A 25,907-nucleotide genomic window follows, 5' to 3' on the forward strand; every position below is an offset into this window, starting at 1 on the left:
TTCCACAAGGCATGATTAATCTGCTTATGAACTTGACCGAAAATACATCTTCAACTGATAAACCAATACAATGGCGTTCAGGCTTACAGCCATTAATGCCGGCTAAAGCGGGTAATAAACCTGATGGTTATGATATATACCCATTTCATAATGTTGGCGAAGGCAAAATATTAAGTGGCTATAATTCGCTTGTCCGGTGGATGACCGGTCATAAATTTGTGGCTTTGGATGGCTATGCTGGTGTGTTTTGGGATGATGTACAAGGCTATTTGCAGCATGAATTTGATTTGCTTGGGGTAACAGTAACCTGGATAAAAATGTCAGACTATTTAAAACCGGTGGAGCAGGTACAACAAATGGTAGCGCCATATTTAAGCAGTCCCGGTTCGGTATGGGGTACCAAAGCCAGCCTCATTTTAAGCGATTTTTATGATCTGCCTGGTGCTTTCAATAAATCCAAAGACACTGATATAACTGTTATTATAGGTACGATGGCTGCGCAAGCCGCATACGGCGCCGGTATTGTATATTTTGATCTGCCTAAAAACGAGTTACAATTACGCATGCGTACCGGCGCTGTTAATAATTTGGGGGCGAATGCTGCTACAAGCCCTGCTGAAATGTATAAGCGATTTTACTTTGTGGACTGGGTTGTTTTCAATCAATATAAAAAACAGCTTTTAAATGATATTGATATAGTAGCTGACGCGCAATGGAATGATACCGTAAACTGGATGTACGGTAATGATCTGAAAACCGCGTTGCATCATCTCAGTAACAATGTGTTTCGTGTTAGGCCATGGTTTGAACCGGGTGCTTGGGGCGGCCATTGGATGAAGGAGCGTATTGCCGGGCTAAACCAGGATGAGGTAAATTACGCATGGTCGTTTGAGCTGATAGTGCCCGAAAACGGATTGGTGTTTGAAAGCGATGGAAACCTGCTTGAAGTATCATTTGACTTATTAATGTTTGCGGAACGCTATGCGGTTTTAGGTGACTTTGCTGAAAAATTCGGTGATGAATTCCCGATAAGGTTTGATTTTTTAGATACCTGGCGCGGCGGTAATTTGTCCATCCAATGTCATCCGTCAGTACCTTATATTCAGCAAAACTTTGGTGAGCATATTACGCAGGATGAAACCTATTATATTTTAGATTGCGAAGCTGATGCAGGCGTATATCTCGGCTTTCAGGATGATATTGATCCGGCCACATTCAGAAAAGAACTTGAAGATAGTCAGCAGTACAATAGGGAAGTGAACATAACTAACTATGTACAACTACACAAAGCCAACAAGCACGATCTGTTCCTGATTCCTAACGGAACGGTACACAGCGCCGGAGCCGGTAACCTGGTGCTTGAAATTAGTGCCACGCCTTATATATTTACCTTTAAAATGTACGACTGGCTTAGGCTTGACCTGAATGGCCAGCCTCGTGCCATTAATATTGAACACGCCTTTAACAACTTAAATTTTGAGCGTAAAGGCGATAGGGTGCAGGCTGAACTGCTATCTAAACCAAGCGTAACAGAACAGGGTAATAATTGGCAACTGGTACACCTGCCTACCCATGCTGACCATTTTTATGATGTGCACCGGTTGGAGTTTGATACAAGTATCGATGTTGAAACAAATGGCTCATGCCATGTATTGATGCTGGTTGAAGGTACATCGGTGATTGTTAAAACAAAGGGTAATGAAGCTATTACTTTTCAATACGCCGAAACATTTGTGATACCGGCTGCCGCAAAAACATATACGTTGACTAATGCCGGATTGGGGCGTGCCAAAGTGATAAAAGCTTTCCTGAAACCGATAAACAATTAATAAACCTGTTATGATCTCATCCCTGAAAAAAACATTTGTTGCAGCCGGGATATGTTTGTTTAGCCTGCCGCTTAAAGCGCAGCAAAAGCAACCGGTTGATTATGCCGACCCGCTGCTGGGCACCTCCGAATCGCGCTGGATGCTGAACCCGGGTGCTACCATGCCATTTGGTATGGTACAGCTAAGTCCGGACAATCAGGAAGGGGTTTGGAAATCGGGCTATGAATATTCGCTGAATAACGTAGGCGGCTTTAGCCATATCCACTCGTGGACGATGGCGGGCTTATCCGTTATGCCCACAGTTGGAGTGTTAAATGTTCGACGTGGCCCGGCAGACGGACCCACTACAGGGTGGACTACCGGCTACCGCTCACGGGTATATAAAGAAACCGAGAAAGCCAGTCCGGGTTATTACACGGTAAAGCTGATGAACGGAAACATCACTACCGAGCTGACCAGCACTACCCGTGCAGGCTATTTCAGGTTTACCTTTCCTGAAGAAGAGGACGCGCACATACTTTTTAACTTAGATATACCTTTTGAGAACACCGCGCAAATTTTGGATGCTAAATTTAAACAGGTAAGCGATACCGAGATTGAAGGTTACTCCAAACAGCGGTCGGATTGGAATGAGTACACCGTTCATTTTGTAATACGTTTTAACAAGCCTGTTAAGGGTTTTGGTGGCTGGGTAAATAACAAAATAACAAAGGATGTTAAAGATATAGCAGGTAAAGGACAGGTTGGCGCATTCGCCGATTTCAGAACGGCAAAGGGCGAGGTGATCCAGATGCAAACTGCCATATCTCTTGTTAGTGTTGACCAGGCAAGGCTTAACCTAACTACGGAAATGAACCCATTTAAATGGGATTTTGATGCTGTACACAACAATGCCCGTAATGTATGGAACAACCTGCTCAGCAAAATAAAGGTTGAAAGCAGGGATGAGATCAATAAAAAGAAATTCTATACCAATTTATACCGTTCATATGTGGCACGTACCACCTGGAGCGATGTAAACGGAAAATACGTTGACCCTAATGAGGTAGTCAGGCAGGTTGATCCTAAATCACCAATATTAGGCTCAGACGCGTTCTGGAATACCTTTTGGAACCTTAACCAGTTGTGGACATTAGTTAATCCTGATGTGGCCAGCAACTGGTCAAAATCATTTTTAGAAATATATAAATCAGGCGGATGGTTACCTAAAGGCCCTGCCGGAATTGAGTATTCGGGCATTATGGAAGCCTCGCATGAAATATCACTCATTGTAAGCTCATACCAAAAGGGCATTCGTGATTTTGATGCGCAACTGGCGTTCAAAGCCATGCTGCACCAGCAAACCACACCGGGCGTAACCACACCTGAGGGTGGTTTCGCTGGTAATAAATTCTACGAGTCATACCTCAAGCTGGGTTATGTGCCTAATGAGGAGGGACAGGTATCAAACACCCTGGAGTATGCCTATGATGATTGGTGCGTTTCGCAACTGGCAAAGGCTTTAGGTAAGAACAAAGAGTACAAAACATTTATCAAACGGGCTGATAATTATAAGAATGTTTGGGACCCGCAGGTGAAATACATCCGCATGAAAAACCGCGATGGCAGTTGGGTGAAGGATTGGAGCCCGTATTGTTGTACCAGTTTTAACGGATCGGGTTACCTGGAGGGCAATGCCTGGCAGTACAGTTTTTTTAATCCGCATGATGTTCAGGGCATACTTAACCTGATGGGCAGGGACGAGTTTAACAACCGTTTGAACGAAGGTTTTGAAAAATCAGCAAAATACAGCTTTAATGCTGATGGCGACCTTTACGACCTTGTGCCGATTAACCACGGCAACCAGCCTAATATGCAGGCTGCCTGGTTATTTAATTACTCGGGCAAACCGTGGCTAACCCAAAAGTGGACGCGCGAAATAATGGATAAATATTATGGCTCAACACCGTACCGGGGTTGGCTTGACGATGAAGACGAGGGACAGATGGGGGCCTGGTTTGTAATGGCAGCCATGGGTTTGTTTGAAACCGATGGCGGCGCATCTGTAAAGCCATTTTATGAAATTGGCAGCCCGCTGTTTGATAAGGTTACCATAACGCTCGATCCTAAGTATTATAAAGGGGGCTCATTCACTATCGAGGCGCAGTACACATCAAATGAAAACCGATATGTGCAGTCGGCCATATTAAATGGTAAACCATTGAACAAGCCCTGGTTCTATCACGAAGATTTGGTAAAGGGCGGCAAACTGGTTTTGGTGATGGGCCCCAAACCAAACATGCAATGGGGCAGCAAAATTACTGATGCGCCGCCGTCAATGTCGGCTGTCAAATAAATTTAACTAACCAAATAAACCAATTATGAGCAAAGGTAAAACCATAAGCCTTGCCACCATTACTGTTGTAGCATCATTAGGAGGCTTTCTTTTCGGGTTTGATATGGCCGTGATATCGGGCGTATTACCATTAATCCAAAAACAGTTTAGTCTTGATGCCGCGCAGGAGGGATGGTTCGTATCATCAGCTTTAGTGGGCTGTATCATAGGTGTGGCCATGTCAGGCGAGTTGAGCGACCGGTTTGGCCGCTGTAAGCCTTTATTATTGTCGGCTGTTTTATTCCTTCTATCCGCGGCGGGTTGCGCTTTAATGCCTAACTTATTTTGGGTGATAGCTTCACGATTATTGGGTGGTATCGGTATCGGTATAGCGTCTAACGTTGTACCGTTGTACATATCTGAGATCGCGCCCGCAAACATCCGTGGCCGTTTAGTTACCTTTTACCAATTCGCGCTTACGCTGGGCATACTTACAGCCTATTTAAGCAATGCCGCCCTGGTGAGTTACTCAGGGCAGGCATCTGCAGAGGGTATGATGTATGGCGAAATATGGCGGGCTATGTTTGGCCTGGGTGCTATACCTGCGCTGTTGTTTTTAGCAGGATTGTTCATTGTGCCCGAAAGTCCGCGCTGGCTGATGCAAAAAGGCCGGCAAGCGGAAGTAGCAGATCTTACAAAGAGTATATCCGGAGAGGATAATTTACCTGTCCAAGCTGTACCTCCGGCAAAAGCCGCATCGTACCGCGAACTATTTGCTCCCGGTATGCGCAAGGCTTTATTGATCGGTATTTTGCTGCCATTGTTCTCACAGTTCAGCGGCATCAACGCCATTATATATTACGGGCCGAGTATTTTAAGCAATGCCGGTATCTCGTTAAGTAATTCGCTTATAAGCCAGGTAATATTTGGCGCTGCTAATATGCTTTTTACACTCATAGCTATCTGGAAGGTTGATAGCTGGGGGCGCAGGCCATTATATTTGTTTGGTACAGCAGGTGCCGCTTTAACCTTGTTTGCTACCGGTGTTTGCTTTTATTACGATGCTACATCAAGCATTTGGTTGTTATTATGTGTATTAGCTTTTTTAGCCTGTTTTGCGTTTTCAATAGGGCCGTTAAAGTTTGTGGTTGCGAGTGAAATATTCCCGAACGCGATAAGAGGGCGTGCGCTGGCTATCAGCATCATGACCATGTGGGTGGCTGATACCATTGTTGGCCAGCTTACACCCATATTGCTTAAACAGTTAGGCAGCGCTGGTACCTTTTGGTTCTTCGCCTTTTTTTGCGTAGTGGCTTTTTTTACAGTATTAAAGTTATTGCCTGAAACCAAGGGCCGTTCGCTGGAGCACATTGAAGATTACTGGAAGCAAAAAGGTGTTGAAGCACCGGTTAACAATCAATCTGATCAACATATACCTATTCATTAATTAAATATGTATAAATCATTAAAATACAATTTATTAGCAATTTTATTATTTTTTGTATCTATATCAGCATCGGCACAAACAGACCTTATCCGTTATGTTGATCCGCTTATAGGTACGGCCCATTCACGGTGGTTCTTTTTTACCCCCGGCGCATCCCCATTCGGTATGGCTAAACCCGCCCCCTCAACCAATGGCAGCTACGGTAATGCCAGCGGTTGGGAAGCTGTTGGATACGATTACAGGCATACATCTATCGAAGGTTTTGCCAACTTTCACGAGTTTCAGATTGGGGGAGTAGTATTTGCGCCTATAACAGGAAAATTGCAAACCATGCCGGGCAAATTGGAGCATCCTGAAGAAGGCTATCGCTCAAACTTTGACCGAAAGGATGAATTTGCCACAGCAGGATATTATTCGGTTATATTAAAAGACTACGGTATTAAGGCCGAACTTACCTCAACACCCCGGGTGGCCTTTCACAGGTACACCTTTCCGGCAGGCAAACAATCGCATATACTGTTTAACATTGGCAACAAACAGGGTGAAAGCGGCGAAGTAAAGGATGCTAAAGTATACATAACACCCGATGGAAGAATTGAGGGATATGTAATAACGCAGCCGCAATACGTGCTGAAATATCAACCTGAGGCAGATGTGAGAATGTACTTTTCGGCTGTGGTTGATAAACGGCCCGATGCGCACGGCATATTTAACGGAGCGCAGGTAAGTGCGGATAAAAATGAAGCTACAGGTAAAGGTGCCGGTGTATACCTTAGTTTTAACACCAAACAAAATGAAAGTATCACTATAAAAGCCGGGCTATCTTACACCTCTATCCAAAACGCGCGCTTAAATCTGCAAACCGAAGCGGCTGCAATGAGCTTTGACGAAGCCAGAAAAAAAGCACACGATACATGGAACAGCTACCTGAAACGTATTGAAGTGGAAACCCCAAACCGGGAGAATAAAGTTAAATTTTATACCGGCCTGTACCATGCTTTATTAGGACGAGGCTTGGCAAGTGACGTAAATGGTGCTTACCCAAAAAACGATGGAACTATTGGACAAATACCGTTTGGCACTGATAAACGCCCCTTGCATAATCATTATAATACTGATGCTATATGGGGCGCATTCTGGAACCTTACGCAACTTTGGGCCATAGTTTACCCTGAGTATTATTCAGATTTTGTGAAGAGCCAATTGCTAATTTACAAGGATTCGGGCTGGCTGGCTGATGGTATAGCCAATAGCAAATACGTGTCGGGCGTGGGCACCAATTTTGTGAGCCTTGCCATTGCAGGTGCATATATGAGCGGCATACGAGATTTCGACATAAATACCGCATACGCCGCCGCCCTGAAAAATGAACTCGATGGAAAGGACCGCCCACGTGGTGCCGGTAAACCGGATGTTGGCCGTTTTGTAAAGCAGGGTTATGTTGATCATATTGATAAGAGTAATGAACCCGCTGAGGCCTGGCAGTTTTCGGCATCGCATACGCTCGAGTATTCTTTTAGCGCATACGCAGTTGGCCAATGGGCAAAACTGCTCGGTAAACAAGCCGATCATGATAAACTGATGCAATTATCAAAAGGCTGGCAGCAATTGTATGACCCTTCGCTAAACCTCATACACCCTAAACTGGCCAATGGACAATTCATTGATAACTTTAAGCCTGGCCAGGTATGGCGCGGCTTTCAGGAAGGCAATGCCTGGCAATATACCTTTTATGTACCGCATGATCCGCAGGGGCTGATTGCCAGGATGGGTAAACAAAAGTTCAACTCACGCCTGGATAGCATCTTTATTACCTCGCAAAAAAATGCCTTTGGCGGCGGCAAAACGCTCGATGCCTTTGCCGGGCTCGAAGGTTTATATAATCAGGGTAACCAGCCTAATTTGCATGTGTCGTGGTTGTTTAACTATTCGGGCAACCCATCTTTAACACAAAAATGGGTACGTGCCATTTGTAACGAGTTTTATGGCAACGATGGCATACATGGCTATGGCTACGGGCAGGATGAGGACCAGGGACAGCTCGGCGCATGGTATGTAATGGCAGGCATCGGCTTATTTGATGTGAAGGGCTTTACATCTGCCAATCCTACTGTTGGTATCAGCAGCCCACTGTTTGATAGGGTCACCATAAAACTAAATCCTGAATACTTTAAAGGGAAGCAGTTTGTTATAAAAGCCCCTGATACTTATAAAGCCGGTTATATCAAAAAAATGATTTATAATGGTAAAGTACTGCACCAGCCGTTCCTGCCTTTATCCGCTATTCAAAATGGAGGAACGTTGGTACTTAAAATGTCAGCCCAACCAACTGATAAATATTAATATTAGCTTAAATAATTATATCTGTTTGAAATATAGTATATTAAAAAGGTACATTTACCTGTTGTAATATATTATTATATGCCGCCTTATTCGTGCCATGCTGTAACTCCTGGTAAAATTCAGTACCAAAATTTGGTGCTGATGATACGCTGTATATGTTTGGCCGCGGTTTGTATTTTTTCCGGTTTGGGTGCCGCCTATAGCCAAAGTTTAAACGGCACGGCTTACACCCTTAATGCAGATCAGCTAAGCAGCAATAATAATTTTATATCGCAAAATGTGCGGGTCATCAGGCAAAACAGGGATGGTTTGCTTTTCTTCGGTACCCGGTCAGGCCTGAGTATTTATGATGGTTACAAATTTGTTAATTTCAGCAAAACGGGCGCGCTAAACATCGGGAGGATAAATGATGTTTACGAAATGGCCGACGGCAGCATGCTTATTGCTACCGATAACAAAGCTATTTTTAAATATGATAAGGGCAGGATACATCCCTTGTATACAAAAAATCAGCACACGTTAGCCAATTTCCAGATGGCGCCATGGGGTAAGTTATTAGCTGCATCGCGCGAAGGCATATATGAGGTTTTACCGGGTGGGCCCAGGGCTGTTGAATCATTATTACCCGGTAAACGTTTTTTTGACCTTGAGTTGCTGGGCAATAAATTCATAGCGGCATGTGGCGATAATACGCCCATCATCATATTCAATTCAAAGTATCAGGTGGTAGACAGCCTTTCGATAGGTACAGTTTACGATATGGAGATCGGTAATGGCAATGATATTTGGCTGGCCACTCCCGAAGGCCTTAAACTGATGGATAAAAGCGCGGCATCAAAAGGCAAAATAATACTTAAACCTTTACCTGCCGAACTTAAAGCAGCGGGGCTTGATACCAAAGTGATAACCACCGTACGTACTGATAGCTACCAAAACTTATGGATAGGTACTATTTACGAGGGGCTTTATAAGTTTCATGATAATAAGCTGGCCGTATTCAATAAATTCAACGGTTTTGCTTACGATAGGGTGATTTGCCTTTATGAGGATAAGGAATATAATATATGGATAGGCACAGATGCCGGGATATTCAAAGTATCAAACCCGGTATTTGATTTTTTTAACCGCAAAAATGGCCTTATTTCAAGTATTACCTGCTCGGCAATATCGCTGAATAACAAAACCTATATAGCCACCAATATGGGGGTATCTGTATTGGATGAACGGGCTATTACTAAATTCAGTACGCTCACAGCAACAGAGGATTGCATGTCTACAGACACGATGCAGGGCAAACTGATGTTCACCAATACCAACCAGTTGCATTTGGTTGATCTGTCATTAAAAAAGGAACAGGTAATATATACCTTGCCCGATGGCGTAACCTTTAATCCTGCTACTCGGCCGGTACCGGGTGATAGAAATAAGTTCTTTTTGACTAACAAGGGAATATTAGCAGGATATGGTACAAAATTCAGCTATCTGCCTGCCGTAAATGACGATGTAAGGGCTATGCTGATCGATAAAAAGCGACAATTGCTTTTTACAGCCGATCATCAGGCCGGGTTAAAGGTTTACAGCTATCGTGACAGCGTTGGCAAGTTATATGTTAAGCCATTGTATAAAACCGTACTGCCATCATACGCTCAAAGTTTGGTGCTTAGCAGCAAAGGCGAACTATGGGCAGGAACTTTAAAAAATGGCATTAGTAAATTCTCTGTAACAGGTGATGGCAAACTAAATCCGGCCGGTAAGTATGATTATAATAGTGGCCTGTCATCAAACATTATATACTGCATGTATAAGGATAGCCATCAAAATATATGGGTTGGTACCGATGCCGGGGTAGATAAGCTTTGCAGCACTAATAAGCATACGGTTATTCAAAATTTTTATAAGCTGTATAATTTTCAGCAGGAGGTATATTCCATATATGAATCGCCGGATGGTAATGTATGGCTCAGCGGGTTTGATGGTTTGGTGAAAGTATACCATTCACGCCAGCTTAAAAGGCCGGGCAGCCCTAATGTTTTGCTTAACATGGTACGTGTATCGGGCAATACGGATACGGTATATAATTACCCCGATAGTAAACGCATCAAGCTCAGTTATACTGATAACACCCTGTCGTTTGAGTATGCTTCACCGGGTTTTCGTAAAGAGCGGTCAAGACTTTACTCATTTCGTTTGCTGGGTAGTAATGATACCGCCTGGAGCACGCCATCATTAAAAAACTCGGTAATTTTTGCACAGGTAAAACCGGGGCGTTATGCTTTCCAGGTAAAGGCCGGAGATGCCGACGGGCAATGGTCGGTTAAACCGGCAGTATTTTATTTTATCATTCGTCCGCCGTTTTGGCTTACCACCTGGTTTTTTGTTTTAAGCGCGGCTGTGTTCTTTATGGTAATTTATGGCATATACCGTTACCGCATTAACCAGATACAAAAGGTGATGCTGATACGTAACCGCATATCGCGAGATCTGCATGACGATGTTGGCGCTACGCTGAGTAGTATTAAAATATTGACCGAGGTAGCCCGAAAAAAACTGATCAATAACCAAGCTGAGGAGTCGGTAAACTTATTGGAGAAAATAGGTCACCAATCTGTAGAGATGATCGATCAGATGGGCGATATCATATGGTCGGTAAACCCGTCAAACGATAGTTTGGATCGGTTAATTGAGCGTATACAAAATCAGTTCAATAGCTTATGTATCGCCAGGGGTATTGTGCTTTCTATTGAGATGCGGGATGCATTGCAGGTTCAAAAATTGCGTATGGAGCACCGCAAGCATTTGTACCTCATTATCAAAGAATCATTAAACAACGCGCTTAAATACGCCGGGGGCAATGCTATAATAATGCGCATTTGGGTTGAGGCATCAAAACTCAGCATAAGCATAAAAGATAACGGGCAGGGCTTTAATAAAAATGATGCTAATTGCGGCAATGGCCTGCGTAACATGCGCGACCGTGTTAAGCTGATAGGCGGCGTGCTGGATATATGCTCAGCCAATGGCGAGGGTACTGAGATAAAAATTAAATGTCCGCTCACCTGAATGGGGGATTGACGAGCAACCGGTTTTTTAAGTAACATTACGTATGCCATCAAAAATACTCCTGTTTGAAGATAATACCAGCATTATTGAAGCCTATAAACTGCTTTTGGCCGATGAGGATGAACTGCTGCTATGTGCCAGCTTTGTAAATACCGATATGCTTACAGAACGCATAAACCACTTTAAGCCTGATGTGGTGCTTATGGATATTAATATACAACCTGTTGATGGTATTGAGGCTACACGTACCATTGCGGGCCGCTTTCCGGAAGTTAAGGTTATTATACAAACCATTTTTGACGAAGATGATAAGGTATTTTCGGCCTTGTGCGCCGGTGCATCAGGCTACATGCTGAAAAATGCACCTGCAGAAAATATCGCCGATGCGGTTAAAGACATTTTAAGAGGGGGCTTCCCTATGTCGCCATCTATCGCCCGTAAGGTATTGGCCTTGTTTAAAACGGATGCCATGCGCCAGTTATTTGCCGCCCGCCATACGCCAGACTACCAGCTAAGCCCGCGCGAAAAGGAGATACTTAAATTACTGGTGGCCGGCCTGAGCTATAAAATGATAGCTTCCGAATGCCATATTGGTTTTGAAACCGTGAAGTCGCACATCAAAAAGATCTACGAAAAATTACATGTTACCTGTGTGTCTGAGGCGGTTGCGAAGGCCATACAGGAGCGTGTTATCTGATTTTCCCCCGAATGGGGGATTTTAACAGCCTCAAATTCGCCCTTACTTTATAATGCATTTACGCCCTGCCATAAAAGGGACTACCTAACTGCATTATATGAAAATTCTTTACAAAGTTTCTTGGTGCGTTATCGTATTTGCCATGTGTTACAGCATGGCTAATGCGCAGGATCTGGGTAATATTTCAGGTCAGAAACCATTTAACATATCAGGCAGTTTAGAGGCCCGCGGCATTGCATACTCTGTAAGTGGTATTGCCGAAAGGCGCTCACCTTTTACTTACCTGTTTTCGGGCAGCCCGGTTATAAGCTTATATGGGTTTACCATACCTTTTACCATCAGCCTAAGCGAGTCCGACCGCTCTTTTCGGCAGCCTTTTAACCAGTTTGGCATGAGCCCAACTTACAAATGGATCACCTTGCATGCAGGTTACCGCAATATCAGCTATTCGCCATACACGTTAGGCGGGCATACCATGCTCGGGGCAGGCGTTGAGCTTAACCCTGGTAAACTGCGGGCGGGCTTTATGTATGGCCGCCTTAACAGGGCAACCACTATTGATACCACCACACAGGCGCTGGTGCCTTTCTCATTCTCGCGCAAGGGGTATGCAGCCAAGCTGGGCTATGGCAGCGAACGCAACTTTTTTGAGTTGAGTTTCCTGAAGGCCAAGGATGATAGCACCTCGGCACCTAACGGTATTGTGCCCGATAGCCTATTTGTAACGCCCGAAGCGAATACCGTTTTGGGCTATCGCTTTAGATTTTCATTTTTAAAATACTTTTTTATTGAGAGCGACGGTGCCGGAAGTATTTATACCCGCGACCTGAATTCGCCAATACCGCTCGACTCGCTTGATAATGAATTTTTAAAACGTATAAAGAATTTCGCCAACATTAATGCTACTTCTGAGTTTTATACCGCTTTTGCGGGTTCTATCGGCTTTAAAAAGAAAGGTTATGGATTAAAGGTAAATTACCGCCGCATTGATCCGGATTTTAAATCAATGGGGGCATACTTTTTTAATTCTGACATTGAGGACTGGACGGTGGCACCAAGCTTTACCCTTCTCCAAAACAAAGTACGCTTTGCAGGTAGCATCGGCTTTCAGCACGATAACCTGAAACAGCAAAAGCAGGCAACTAACCGCCGGGTTATCGGGTCGGCCAATATGTATCTGGATTTTACACAGTCGTTGGGTTTAGATGTGTCTTACAGTAACTTCTCAAGCAACCAAAGGCCACAAACCGCCCGCTTTGCCGATTCACTTCGTATTGTTCAAACCACCCGTAACCTGAGCTTTATGCCACGGTATTTTATAATTACGCCTGGCGCAAGCCATGTAATAACAGCCGCAATTACCTTTAATGATCTGAATGACTATAACACCTATTTTTCTGATCAGGGTATAAGCCGTAACATCAGCACCAAACAGTATTTTCTTAATTACAACATAACGCTTCCGGCAAAGCAGCTTAGCCTGTTCATCAACCTTAACAATACTAACCTTAAAGGGGCTTTACTGTCTGATAAATACTATGGCCTTACCCTTGGCGGCAACAAAAGTATGCTAAAAAACAAGCTGCAAACAGGGCTTAACGCATCGTTCACCCGGGGAATAACCGACCAGGGCCGCTCACTTATCATCAACAGTAACGCCAACATAGGCTACCAGGTGCGCAAAAACCAAACGGCAAGGCTTAACTGGTTTTTAACCAATAACCGCCCCGCAACGGCAAACCAGCAACTGGCTACTTTTACCGAATCCCGAACCGAGATCAGTTACATATTCAACTTTTAACATCACATGAAGATCAAAAATATACACACCCGATTTATATTGATACTGATTGCCCTGTTAGGGTTTACCGCCAATGTTAGGGGGCAGGTAAATGTATCGGTACAGTTACTGCCGCCTGTGCCTAATAAAATAACTGACTACAGTTCGCGGCCGCAGTTGGTAGTGATCAATATCATCAACACATCCCGAACCGTGCAGCGTATACAGTTACGTGGCGCGGTAACCGGCGATAATGGTATTGAACTACGTACCAAACCCAGCTATAAAAGTAAAACGGCAATGATACTGAACCCCGGCGAGGTGCGTAACCTTAACGGTAATGATCTGGCTTACTTTTTTGATTATACGCAGCTAAATTATACCGGCATCAACCAAACTGACTTTATTAAGAAGAATGGTCTGCCCGAAGGTACTTACCAGTTTTGCCTGCGCGCGTATGATTATGATACCAACCAGCCTTTAAGTGCTGATGAGCCGCTGGGTTGCAGTGCGCCGTTCATCATCAATAACCTGGAGCCGCCGGTAATTATTAAGCCATATGCTGATGAAAACCTGTCGGCCAACGTAGGGCAAACCTTTGTGATAAGCTGGAGCACGCCGGCGGGTTCACCGCCTACCATCAAATACCGCATCCGCATGGTGGAGATACTGGGCAACAGCAACCCGAACGATGCGCTGATGACCGCCACACAACCTTACTTTTTTGATAAGGAGGTGATGGGCAATATGTACGTATACAACCCGGCCGATCCGCAGCTTACCCCGGGCAGGCGCTATGCCATGATGATTGAGGGATTTGATCCGCTGGGGCAGCGCGCTTTCAGAAACAACGGGCGCAGCGAGGTAATATTATTTAGTTACGGACTGCAATCAACAGAAAACTTAGCGAATATACCGGTACTGGTGCCCGTTAACGGCAAGCAAACTCAAGGCACAGATGTTAAGAACAAGCCAAACCTGATAGAAGTTAATAGTAGCCGCGACCTTTACATTCGTTGGGACAGTGTGCCGGGAATCCGGCCCGCTGTTACCAGTTTTACCATGCTGGTGAGTAAAGGCGGGCAAACCATCATTAAAAAGCAGATGCAGGATGGTACAATGTACTACCAGGCTGCCAAGGCCGATGTGCCATTACAAAACGGACAGCGTTACATAGTTAAAATAGAGGGGTATGAAAGGGCAACCAATAAGCTGATAGGGGTATCAGATGAGGTGCCCTTTACATACAAAATTATTGCTGATGATGCGGAGCCGTTAAAAGACACACTGAATCTTGATGCCCGTATTGCTTACAAATATGATGGCGAAAGCACTACATATCCATACAAGGGTACGGTATATCTGTATAAATCATACCGGCTGCGCGATACCGTTGGTAGTAAAATAAGCGATCATACCTTACCTGCCGCCGAGGTATATGGCAGTGAAGATGAACTGGCAGCAACAGGCACTGCCGATGCGGATGGTAAAGTGCATTTTAATTTTGCCAGCTTTAAAACACCGGCAAAACTGCCGGCATCCATCGCCCAAAACTATCCGGGCAATGGTAATTTGTCGGCCGTTTACCAGGTAAGGCTGGCCAATCCATACCTGGCCGACCCGGATCAAAGCATCACTTTTGGTACCAAACAAAAGGATGCCGGGGATATGGTAGCCACGGCTTACGCTTATGATCTGAAAGTTAATATAAATAAGGGCTATACAGACGGTTCGAGTTTAAATGGAAAGAAAATAGTTGTAGTTAATGAAGGCTTGGCGGGGCTTAAAGCCGTGCTTTACCGTAAACAAAAAGCTGCCAACATACCAAAATATGAAGCTGACAAATTAGTACAGGAGGGGTTGAAGAAACCTGTACTTGGTGAGGACGCTAAAATTTTGGTGGTGGCTACTGATACCACCAGGATTGTTTATGACAAGCAAGGCAAAGCCCACGCCGAAGCCAATTTTAAAAACCTGCTTTGCGCCAACTCGCCTGATGATACTTACTGGATAGGTATTTACAGCGGCACCAACAAGGTTATTGATGAGCCTTTCCGGTACGAACGGCCAAAGGGCGGTGTTACCCGCTTAAAACCTGGCCCGACATCATACCTGAAAATAAATAAATTTCGCTACAATGTTACTACAGATGTTAACTGGGTAACTGCCGATCCGCCGCTGGCTAACCTTAAAGGCCGCATATTATACCGCTACAAGGATGGGGTAGGCGGTGCAAGGCCGTTGGATAATAAGTCGATCAGGCTGGTGCCGGTTTATGTACTTTCTGACACGATTAGCCGCAAGCAATATATAGTGAGCGATAAAACTAATTTAATACCGGTTAACAGTAACAATACCCAAATACAAGGCGAGCCAGAAAAAACCTTTAAAGACCTGCCCAATTTTATTGGAGATGTAAACGGTACTGCTGGCCAAACAAAGGCCGACGGCTCATTTGAAATGACAAACATCCCTCTGTGGGATTCGGTAAAGAATTTTACTGGTCTATATAATCTGCCGGTGCCGGTCATCAAAAAACCTGAAGCACCGAAGGCTAAGGGTGATAAAAATATTATTGAGGAGATAATGACCGAGATTATCGATTCAAAAATTAATCCGGCAGATAATTACGTAAAGGATAACTCCATGAATCCGAGTATGCCTTATGATAATAAGGCGACCAATGCATTTGGCGGTGGCGTGATAAATGTTAACAGCAGCAATGTGTTTATTGGTGGTGAAAAAGGCACATTTGTAAACAACCAGGTTAATGGCCTTGGTGCCCAAAAAGGTGCCTTGCAGGGTAAAATGAACCAGATGGGCGGCCCGCATCCGGCGTTTGATGATAACCCGTACGAGGGCCAATATGTATCGCCTAACCCGATGAAACTTATCCGGTGCTATCGTGTGATAGTAAATGAAAAGGATTACCTGAGTCCGGAGAATAACATCATCATCAACCCGCTCGAAACGGTTGATGCCGGTACTTTATATAGCGATGTAAAAACGTTTATAGCCAGGGTGGTTGTAAGGGCTAAGGATGATCATAAAGTATTAACCAGCGTAGGCCTGCTGCTTAAACGCAGAGGCTCAGAAAATGATGTAATACCGAAAGGTGAAAGCGAACAGGTACCGGCACGTATTTATACCGACAGGGGCAAATCCGGTGGTTATAACTACGTACTTGCTGACAGGCTTTTTACTCAGGCTGATAGTAATCGTAACGTTTTCAAGCACCTGCTTGCCGAAAGGGCTTATGATATGTATCCTTCAATTAATGATACGGCCAACAACCTCTCATCCTACAAAGATGGTTATCCGCGCCTGGTTAGTTCAAGTTCGACAGGTACTTTTAACAACGATTATGTAGAGCCTATTGTAGATTACAGTGTTGAACTTGAGCCTGATGAGCCGATAATTGCCGGCAGGTTATTGAATGCCAACGGCACAAATGGTATTACCGAGGGCGGCATTTGGATAGCTACTGATAAAGGTATGCAGATCAGTGTGCCCTTATTACCGGGTGGATATTTTGTATACCAGGCACCAAAAGGCACCAACATCAGTAAATGGAAATTGAGCTGCGCGGCCTGGGGGTATGAGCCAAATAAAGTTGAAAACCCGCCGGTAAGTTCAACAGTAAATATTAATGGCTTCACCTTTACCATGACAACCGTTAACAACGATGATAAGAATTTTAGTATTACTAACGGCTGGGTAAATATTAACCTGCCTGATATGAAGCCGGGGCAAAAGATCTTTAAAAATTTTTACTTTATACCTAAAGCTACTATTACAGGTACTGTGGTGAACGCCAAAAGCATAGGCATACCCGCGCTTTATAAAGTAGAAGGCAGTGGTTTGATAGAGGAAACCACCAGTAATTGCACTACACCATCAGGCGGCGGCTCTGCATCAGGCAATAATTCAACCACCGTATTTAACGGACAAACGGTAGTAAATCTGCCGGGGCAGGTAAACATAGGTAACCAGGCAGGTTCAAATAAAAATTTCAATCCGGTTGGCAATGCTAACTTAAATGCGGGCACTAACAATAAAAATGTTGGTACAACAAGTGGCATAAGTAATAGTGCAGCCAAAAATATAGATAACAAGGTTGTGGTTACACCATCGGGCAGTGTGTTTACCGGCACCATGACGGGTATGTGTATCCAAAAATTCAGCGCGGCGGTGCCAACGGGTAAACAGGCCAAACTGATTATAATACCTAATGATCTGAAATATTTTAACGATACCGTCACCATCAATTCTCCGGCTTTGGGCGAGAACAAAATAGGTGCCCGTACGCTGATAACCCGTGAGCACCGCATGAACTTTATAGTGCGAGGCAGAAGAAAGGACGGGCAGATCGTACCGCTATCCGGCACTAAAATTAAACTTTTGGATAGCACCTTGATAGCGGGTGGTGGCAGTAATGTAACTTATCAGTTCGCTAACATCAGTCAGCAAAACTTTTGGGTTAAGATAACGCCTCCGGCCAATACCAACTTTATCCCGCAGGAGCAAACCATTTACAATGTAGAAACCAAAAACTTCCAGAATGTGTACATCACACTGGACGAGGGTGATGCCGTTTACGGTACCGTAACCCTTGCGGGCGCGCCACTGCCAAATGCCGAGGTTAGCGTAACGCAGGGTAGCGGCTCGGCAAGTGCCATCGCCATAACCGGGGCCGATGGAAAGTACCGTATAAATGGTGTTAAAAACCCAATCAAGGGCAAAGTAAATGTTACGGTATCGGCACCAAATAAATCTTCTCAGCAATTCATAGTAGGGCAAACCAGGCAGGCAACTATCAACGCGGAAACCAACTTCGATTTAACTAATTACAACGACCTGGATATTTCGCACCTGCTTGGTTATACCATTAAAGTAACCGGGTTACAAAAAAGTAATGGTAAAACTTACCTCAGCGGTGAGATTGTGTTGCCTGATGATGCCGAGTTCCGCAATTGGGATAATGCCAATAAGATCACTTTCAGCAACGTTGCCATAAAAGCGAATACAGCACAAAAGCGCAATAGTGCCAGTGTTTTATATGCCGAACCTGAAGCTGATGTTGAACTGGAAAACGTAACGCTAAAAAGCCGTTTTAACGAGTATAATGTGATGATAAAGGGCGAGAGCAAAGCAGCCAACGTACGTTTTGGCGCTACATCAAATAACATCACTATAAAAAAACTGGCTGCTTTTAAGGGCGCGATAAATGGCAAGGTGCATATTGTTGATAACAGCTTTAACTTTCCGCAGAGCTACATGAGCTTCACCAACTCACAGTTTTATTTTGCCGATAGACAGAACGATAGCTATACCAATAGTTTGCAGATCAATACGACAACGGGTACCGAAACCGGCGGACAGGCACCTGTACAGGCATCGCATGTGTGGTATTTTTCAAACAGTACAGGCAAGGCGTTAAGCTTTAAGTACCTGGGTTTTAAAGCAACCAGTGAATTGGCCGACAGCTACTTTACCAACAGTAAGATCAATATTAAGCCAACCATAACAGCAAACGTCGAAACACCCGATGATAAGCCGCTTGAGGTTAAAATGCCAAAGGTTACGTTTAACACCACTACGGTTGACGCGGTAACTTCGGCACAGCCTATTGAGTTTAACCTTGAAAACTGGAAGGTGAAGATCAGCAAATGGGTAGCTGCTACCGAGGAGGGTGGTATACTGGCCACGGCAGCATCACAAAACTACGTGCAAACCACGGCAGGGCTCAACATATCGTTCAAAACATTCAGGCTGCGGAGCGATGAGATGCTGATAGATGATGTAAACCTGAGTCAGCTAAAACTGGGTGGGATAAAAGATGTGCAGGTTAACCCGGGCAACGTGGTATTCGGGCTGGATGAACGTACCGGTAACGATCTGAAAAAGCACTTTGTATTGCGCCTGCTGGGGCAGTATGGCGGTATTGCCGGTAGTATAAAAGATTTACCGGGCTTTACCAAACCGCTTGATCTGGAAGCAGTAACGCTGGTGAGCAATGGTGAGCAGTATATTGATTTCGCCACCAATTCATCATCAGTAAAAGTATATAACGCGGTTAACTTTAAACCCATCGCCCTTGAAGCTACCGAAGGCGGCTTTAAGCTGGCCGGGGACATGGATTTTGGTATACCGCGCCTCGAACCGCAATATGGCGGGTTTACCTATACCGCCGGTACAGGCGGTCAGCTAAAATGGGATCTTGATCTGAAAGAGATCAAATTTGATATTGGTAAGGGTTATGTAACGTTCACTTCACTTACTGACCCTACAAAGGATAATGGTAAAAAAATATTGAGTGAAAAACATATTGAACTATGGGGCACGGTTACCGAACCGGGCAAGCTGGATAATTTAGAGGTAAAACTGACTAAGGATGTTGATGCCTCCGGTAACGCCACCATCGCTATTAACCAGCGGGCGGCAGTTTACCCGATGGCAATGGGTGGCAGCGGCAATAACAAAATGATAATGAATGTTTCAAAAACATGGACAAAAGTTATCAATAATGATTGGGATTACCTGCGCTTTACCGGCAAAATGGACAACCAGTACCAGGGTGGTGGCTTTGGCGATAAGGACATGACATTTGCCGTTTACGGTGAAATTCAGTTGGATGATGGAAAGGTGCAGTTATCAAACATAAAAACACCGTTTGGCAAAATGGAACTGGTGTTTGACTGGCCTAAGAAAGAGATACGGGGAACCGTGCAGATTGAAGGTCCCGGCGGCGAGCCGATCAGCATACCCGGCGGCCTGAAATTTAAGGGCATGGCCGAAACATTGCTTGGCACACAGGGATTTTATTTTGTGTTGGCGGGTGATGTAAATGTGCCGACAGTGCCTTTAATATTCCCTTTTAAGGCGGGGATATTGATCGCTTACCATAACAGTATACCAAAAGCTGTGTTCGATAAAACCTCGCAGTTTATGTATAACAAAACCTATCCGTGCGGTACGGGTGACGGTAAGGCATTTAAAGGCTTTATGGTTGCTGCCCGTAAAGATGTTATTGACCCGGTAAACTTTAAGCTGGATGTGCCGCCGGGCTTCCCGATAGCCAGCGCATTTATAAACATTGAGGTAGGGGTTGACGCTACGTTTTACGGCAGCTTTACCAAAAACATCGAACTATCATTCACACCGGCGGTGTTTGGTGAAATATCAATGGGTTTGGGCAGTGGTTTAACTTGTACCGAGATGAGCGCGAAAGTAAAACTAAATGCTATGGGCCGCTTTAGCGCTACCATGGTAAATGCCGATCCGCTGGGTGATTATGTGTTTATTGGGGCGCTGTGTATGTCGTTGCACCTGGATGGTTACATCAGGCAGCGCACACCGGTGCTGGTTGATTGTATATCACCAACCCTGGTTGATTTTAACAAAGGATTTACGCTTGGGGCCATGTTTGGCTTGCGCGCCGGAGTAAATGCAGGTGGCGTGCTGGCCGGTGCAACCAATATAAGTCCGAGCCAGGTTTTGGGCAACGTTAAAATTGAACCTTTCTTTAAAGTACTGATGTCTGACTGTAACGAAAACATGAGCTCGCTATGCGTAAAATAATCATAATTAAACTGTTATTGCTTGCCTTTTTTGTAAGTGTATGCGACAATTTGCGTGCTCAAACAAGTGTAGCGGTAAGCGGTGGTAACGGTATTTATGTATACTGTGGTACCACATTGCCCAAAAAAGGCAGCTACATTATTAAACGTGCCGATGCCGGTAAAAACAACTGGCAAACGGTAGGAAGCACCCGTTTTCCGGCCGACTCGAATTTGTTTTTTGCTAATTACGATCTGGCTATGTCGCAAAACCCCGCGGCAGTACCGCTGGAAGCGGCAAAGCGGCCCATTATCTGGCGTATGCTGCAAAAGCAGGCCATTACCGATAGTCTGAATTATTATGCCTCACAACCTGCGTTTTTACAGGCGGCAGGCACTGTTTATAATGATACCTCGGCCGTTATCGGTAAAACTTACGATTATAAGATCAGCTTTACTGCTGACACAAAAGCGGAACAACTGGTGCGCGCTATAACCCGTGGTGGCCGCGTTGACGATTATAAGCTGCAAACTATTTATGCCGAACCTTATGAAAACAAGGTGGTGATACGCTATTATAGTCGTTATACTAAGGTACCGGCCATGGTAAAGCTGTATCGCCAGTATTACATGCAAACCGAATACACCGAGGTGCCGGCCATATTTAATATGGTCACAGATAGCAACAGGCGGTTTTATATGATAACTGATATCAATGTTAAAAAGGATCTGCTGTATAAATACTATGCTGTACCGTATGATGCTTATGGCAATGCAGGCCAACCGTCGGACACGGCAAGGCTGGCCAATATGGTATCAAGTAACCTGCCCGCGGTTGAAAGGCTGCAAGCCATCAGCGTTGAAAAACAGCACGCCATTAAACTCACCTGGAAATTCGCGCCGCTAAAGTTTTTAAAGAGCATCAATATCTACCGATCAGAAAGTTATGATACCGCTAAGTACGATCTGATTGCCAGCTTGCAGCCATCGGATACCGTGTTTTATGACAAGAAAGTATTGCCCATAAAAACCTATTACTACTTTATGGTACTTAACGGCGACCGGGTATCATCAACCCCAAGTGCCCGCGTGCCGGGCATGCTCAAGGCCGATAGGCTGGCTACTGCGCCTCAACGCTTAAAAGTAAACGCTGATGGTAACACCGCGGTGTTGAGCTGGCGCCGCATGTCGGCAGATACGCGTGGCTATTACCTGTTTCGCAGCGATGGTGATAGTACGCACATGAAACAGGTTTCGGGTTTGATACCAGTATCCGGCGAATTTTATGAGATATACCGTGATACAATTACCGGCAAGGGTAAACGTAGCCTTTACTACATGGTTAAGGCCGAAAACAGATCATACGATATAAGCGCGGGTTCAAATAAAGTATTTACTAATATCAGTGGCACATCGGCTATAATAAATGTAGTTAGTTTACGGGTTAAGGATGTTGGCGGCCATCCGCTGTTGTATTGGCCTTTACAACAGGATCAGCAAACGGTTTATAGCGGTTATCTTATTCATCGCAAAAAAGCAGATGAACCTGCATCTGCATATAAGCCGATAGGGCAGCAGTTGCAGAGTACCGTAAATTATCTTGAAGACACCTCTGCGGTAAAAGGCATAAGTTATACATACTATTTGGGTCTGATAAAAACCGGCGGTCAAACTAATAGGTCGGCAGAGGTTACTTACCAGCCGTTTCGCGCAAAAATATTATCACCGGGCGGCATCATTGTTCAGCAGGATGGCAGCAACGCCAACATTAGCTGGGATGTAACCGGGCAGGTTGATGTAAAACAATATAAAATTTACCGCCTTAATGCTGATGGCAGCACCGCTTTGGTTGCCGAGGTGGATAAAGGTAAAGGCAGCTATACAGCCTCGGCCGGAAGCAAACCTTACTTTACAGTAGTTTGTGTTGATGGGGCAGGCAACGAGAGCGAAATAGAGAATTGGGTAGGCATGCCTGCTGCAGCTAATTAATTATACAAGCCGCCTTGCTGATAACGGGGCGGCTTTATCCGTTGTTAATAAATCACCTAAACTAACAAGAGTTTTACAGCATCTGTCAAAACATATTTCGATATTGGGGGCAATTAAATTATCCTATATCTTAATTGTCTAATCTGTACCGGATGCGTATAAGAATTACTTTACAGCGTTTTGCTTTATTTATTTTACCTTTTGCTGCCTTTGTTGTTCCCGCCAGGGCGCAATCAGGTGCTGTTAATCTCCAATGCGAGCATTTGGTTTCGCCCATAGGGGTTGATGAAATTCACCCCAGGCTTGCCTGGCAACTTGCAGACAAACGCCAGGGTGCTTTGCAAACCGCCTACACTGTATTAGTATCAAAAGATCCGGCGCAGTTAGCGGCCGGCAACGGTGTTGTTTGGAATACCGGTAAAATAACATCACAAACCAGTTTAATTACTTACAAAGGCAAAGCTTTAGCGCCGTTTACACGCTACTATTGGGCGGTACGCACCTGGGATAAAGATGGTAAGCCTCTAAGCCAAAGCCAAACTGCTTACTTTGAAACCGGCATGATGAGCCAGACCAATTGGACAGGCAACTGGATAAGCGATGGTAAAAGCATCAACAACCTTAAAGCGCCTTATTTCAGAAAAACATTCAACGCAGCTAAAAAGATCCGTTCAGCACGTGCGTATATCGCGGTAGCGGGTTTGTATGAATTGTTCATCAACGGCACCAAAATAGGTAATCACCGCCTTGACCCGATGTATACCAGGTTTGACAGGCGGAACCTGTACGTAACTTATGATGTTACGCCTCAGCTAAAAAACGGCGCTAATGCCATTGGTGTGGTGTTGGGCAATGGCTGGTACAATCATCAACCCATAGCCGTTTGGAATTTTGACCGTGCCCCATGGCGACAAAGGCCAACCTTTTGCCTTGATCTGAAAATTACTTATGAGGATGGTTCTGCCGAAACCATTTATACCGATGAGAGCTGGAAAACACACAGCGGCCCTATTGTTTATAATAATATTTATACCGGCGAGCATTATGACAGCAGGGAAGAAATACCCGGCTGGAACACCGTGAATTTTGACGACAGCAAGTGGGATGGAACCGGCTTACGTGCTGCACCAGCAAAAAAGATAGTAAGCCAGGTAATGGTGCCGATCAGGAATGTGGAGGAGATTCCCGCAAAATCCATTGTAAAATTTAATGATACCAATTATGTGTTTGATTTTGGGCGCAACTTTGCCGGTGTTACCAGTGTAAAACTTCGCGGCGATAGCGGTACGGTAGTGAAATTGAAACACGGCGAAAAGCTTTACACCAAGGATCCGGCTAAAAATGGCCATGTAGATATGTCTAACATTGATGTTTACTATCACCCTAAAGATAATACCGATCCTTTTCAAACTGATATTGTGATACTGAACGGCAAAGGTGAGGTTGATTTTATGCCGAGCTTCAACTATAAGGGTTTTCAGTATGTGGAGGTAATCAGTAATAAACCTATCAAACTTCAAAAAACTGATATTACCGGCTACTTTATGCACAGCGATGTAGAGGAGGCGGGTAAACTAAATACCTCAAGCGATCTGGTAAACAAGTTGTGGACGGCCAGCAACGCGTCGTACCTGTCAAACTTGTTTGGCTATCCGACCGATTGCCCGCAGCGTGAAAAGAACGGTTGGACCGGCGACGGGCATTTTGCCGTTGAAACCGGTTTGTTCAATTACGATGGCATCACGGTTTACGAAAAATGGATGGCCGACCATCGCGACGAGCAGCAGCCCAACGGCGTACTGCCCGATATTATACCAACCGGCGGCTGGGGTTATGGCACTGCCAACGGTACCGACTGGACAAGCACCATCGCTGTCATTCCCTGGAACTTGTATATGTTTTACGGTGATATAAAACCATTGGCCGATAATTATGATAACATCAAAGCTTATGTAAACTACGTAAGCAAGATCAGCCCAAATAACCTGACCACTTTTGGCCGTGGTGATTGGGTGCCGGTTAAATCATCATCATCACTGGAGTACACTTCATCAGTTTACTTTTTTGTAGATGCTATCATACTTTCAAAAGCGGCGGCTCTGCTTGGTAAAACACAGGATCAGCAGTATTACAGTGCTCTTGCAGCAAAAATCAGGAAGGCCATCAATAATAAGTACTTTGATAAAACCAAATGCATATATTGCAGCGGCGTACAAACCGAACTAAGCATGGCCCTGCAATGGAAGGTTGTGCCTGAAGAGTATCGCCTTAAACTGGCCGAAAACCTGGCCAAACGCGTAGCGCAGGACGGCATGCACATTGACGTTGGTGTACTTGGTGCAAAGGCCGTGCTTAATGCCTTGAGCGATAACGGCCAGGCAGAAACAGCTTACAAACTGGCATCGCAGAATACCTATCCATCATGGGGTTGGTGGATTGTTAACGGCGCGACAACTTTGCAGGAGAACTGGGACATGGATGCACCGCGCGATATTTCACTCAACCACATGATGTTTGGCGAAATTGGCGGCTGGTTCTTTAAGGGCCTGGGTGGCATAAAGGCTGATGAAAATAAACCGGGCTTTAAAAATATATTGCTCAGGCCGAATTTTGTGCAGGGTTTAAGCTATTTTACCTCAAGCCACAAAGGGCCGTATGGTAAAATCACTTCATCATGGAAACGGGAGCAGGGTAAGGTGGTTTATGATGTAGTTGTACCTGCCAATTCAACCGCTGATGTAACGTTTCCGTCAGGTTTAGTTAATGTTTCGCTTAACGGCAAACGTGTCGGTTTAGAAAAACCATATCATGCAGTAGCCGGATCATACCGGTTTATGGTACAATAATTTCTAAACAAAGTTTAATTATTATAAACTTAATATACTATTA

The 25,907-nt window shown here is 44.7% G+C and carries 10 protein-coding genes; all 10 read left to right on the plus strand.

The features are described from left to right. Window positions 1-26: 26 nt before the first annotated feature. The 10 genes from LJ707_RS03180 to LJ707_RS03225 all read left to right on the plus strand — a co-directional run bounded on the left by LJ707_RS03180 (window position 27) and on the right by LJ707_RS03225 (window position 25,864). Window positions 27-1,829, plus strand: coding sequence for a class I mannose-6-phosphate isomerase (locus LJ707_RS03180; protein ID WP_228949285.1), 1,803 nt, complete (start codon window positions 27-29; stop codon window positions 1,827-1,829). A gap of 10 nt (window positions 1,830-1,839) precedes the next feature. Next, window positions 1,840-4,164, plus strand: coding sequence for a GH92 family glycosyl hydrolase (locus LJ707_RS03185; RefSeq protein WP_228949286.1), 2,325 nt, complete (start codon window positions 1,840-1,842; stop codon window positions 4,162-4,164). 25 nt (window positions 4,165-4,189) lie between these two features. Further along, the gene (locus LJ707_RS03190; RefSeq protein WP_228949287.1) at window positions 4,190-5,590 is read left to right on the plus strand and encodes a sugar porter family MFS transporter; all 1,401 of its coding nucleotides are present in this window, start codon (window positions 4,190-4,192) and stop codon (window positions 5,588-5,590) included. A gap of 6 nt (window positions 5,591-5,596) precedes the next feature. Then, on the plus strand, window positions 5,597-7,933 hold the full coding sequence (locus tag LJ707_RS03195; protein WP_228949288.1) for a GH92 family glycosyl hydrolase: 2,337 nt from the start codon (window positions 5,597-5,599) through the stop codon (window positions 7,931-7,933). Window positions 7,934-8,074: 141 nt separating this feature from the next. Further along, window positions 8,075-10,993 carry a sensor histidine kinase gene (locus tag LJ707_RS03200; protein WP_228949289.1) on the plus strand — a complete coding sequence of 973 codons (2,919 nt, stop codon included), beginning with the start codon at window positions 8,075-8,077 and terminating at the stop codon, window positions 10,991-10,993. A gap of 43 nt (window positions 10,994-11,036) precedes the next feature. Further along, window positions 11,037-11,690, plus strand: coding sequence for a response regulator transcription factor (locus LJ707_RS03205; protein ID WP_228949290.1), 654 nt, complete (start codon window positions 11,037-11,039; stop codon window positions 11,688-11,690). 97 nt (window positions 11,691-11,787) lie between these two features. Next, a complete protein-coding gene (locus LJ707_RS03210; protein ID WP_228949291.1) occupies window positions 11,788-13,491 on the plus strand; it encodes a hypothetical protein in 1,704 nt (567 codons plus the stop codon). 6 nt (window positions 13,492-13,497) lie between these two features. Further along, entirely contained in the window at window positions 13,498-21,051 is a 7,554-nt protein-coding gene (locus LJ707_RS03215; protein WP_228949292.1) for a carboxypeptidase-like regulatory domain-containing protein, read from the plus strand. After that, window positions 21,039-23,018 (plus strand): hypothetical protein, encoded by a 1,980-nt coding sequence (locus tag LJ707_RS03220; protein WP_228949293.1) that lies wholly within the window; start codon window positions 21,039-21,041, stop codon window positions 23,016-23,018. Before LJ707_RS03215 ends, LJ707_RS03220 begins: the two co-directional genes overlap by 13 nt. Before the next feature lie 152 nt (window positions 23,019-23,170). Further along, window positions 23,171-25,864: an alpha-L-rhamnosidase gene (locus LJ707_RS03225; protein WP_228949294.1), complete on the plus strand. Its 2,694-nt coding sequence runs from the start codon at window positions 23,171-23,173 to the stop codon at window positions 25,862-25,864. Window positions 25,865-25,907 lie beyond the last annotated feature (43 nt).

Origin of the sequence: Mucilaginibacter sp. UR6-1, from assembly GCF_020880975.1 — a bacterium.
Lineage (GTDB): Bacteria > Bacteroidota > Bacteroidia > Sphingobacteriales > Sphingobacteriaceae > Mucilaginibacter.

What these genes read in the sequence shown, in the direction of transcription:
- LJ707_RS03180 (WP_228949285.1), top strand. Translation starts at nt 27, where the DNA reads ATGAACTTGACCGAAAATACATCTTCAACTGATAAACCAATACAATGG.
- LJ707_RS03185 (WP_228949286.1), top strand. Translation starts at nt 1,840, where the DNA reads ATGATCTCATCCCTGAAAAAAACATTTGTTGCAGCCGGGATATGTTTG.
- LJ707_RS03190 (WP_228949287.1), top strand. Translation starts at nt 4,190, where the DNA reads ATGAGCAAAGGTAAAACCATAAGCCTTGCCACCATTACTGTTGTAGCA.
- LJ707_RS03195 (WP_228949288.1), top strand. Translation starts at nt 5,597, where the DNA reads ATGTATAAATCATTAAAATACAATTTATTAGCAATTTTATTATTTTTT.
- LJ707_RS03200 (WP_228949289.1), top strand. Translation starts at nt 8,075, where the DNA reads ATGATACGCTGTATATGTTTGGCCGCGGTTTGTATTTTTTCCGGTTTG.
- LJ707_RS03205 (WP_228949290.1), top strand. Translation starts at nt 11,037, where the DNA reads ATGCCATCAAAAATACTCCTGTTTGAAGATAATACCAGCATTATTGAA.
- LJ707_RS03210 (WP_228949291.1), top strand. Translation starts at nt 11,788, where the DNA reads ATGAAAATTCTTTACAAAGTTTCTTGGTGCGTTATCGTATTTGCCATG.
- LJ707_RS03215 (WP_228949292.1), top strand. Translation starts at nt 13,498, where the DNA reads ATGAAGATCAAAAATATACACACCCGATTTATATTGATACTGATTGCC.
- LJ707_RS03220 (WP_228949293.1), top strand. Translation starts at nt 21,039, where the DNA reads ATGCGTAAAATAATCATAATTAAACTGTTATTGCTTGCCTTTTTTGTA.
- LJ707_RS03225 (WP_228949294.1), top strand. Translation starts at nt 23,171, where the DNA reads ATGCGTATAAGAATTACTTTACAGCGTTTTGCTTTATTTATTTTACCT.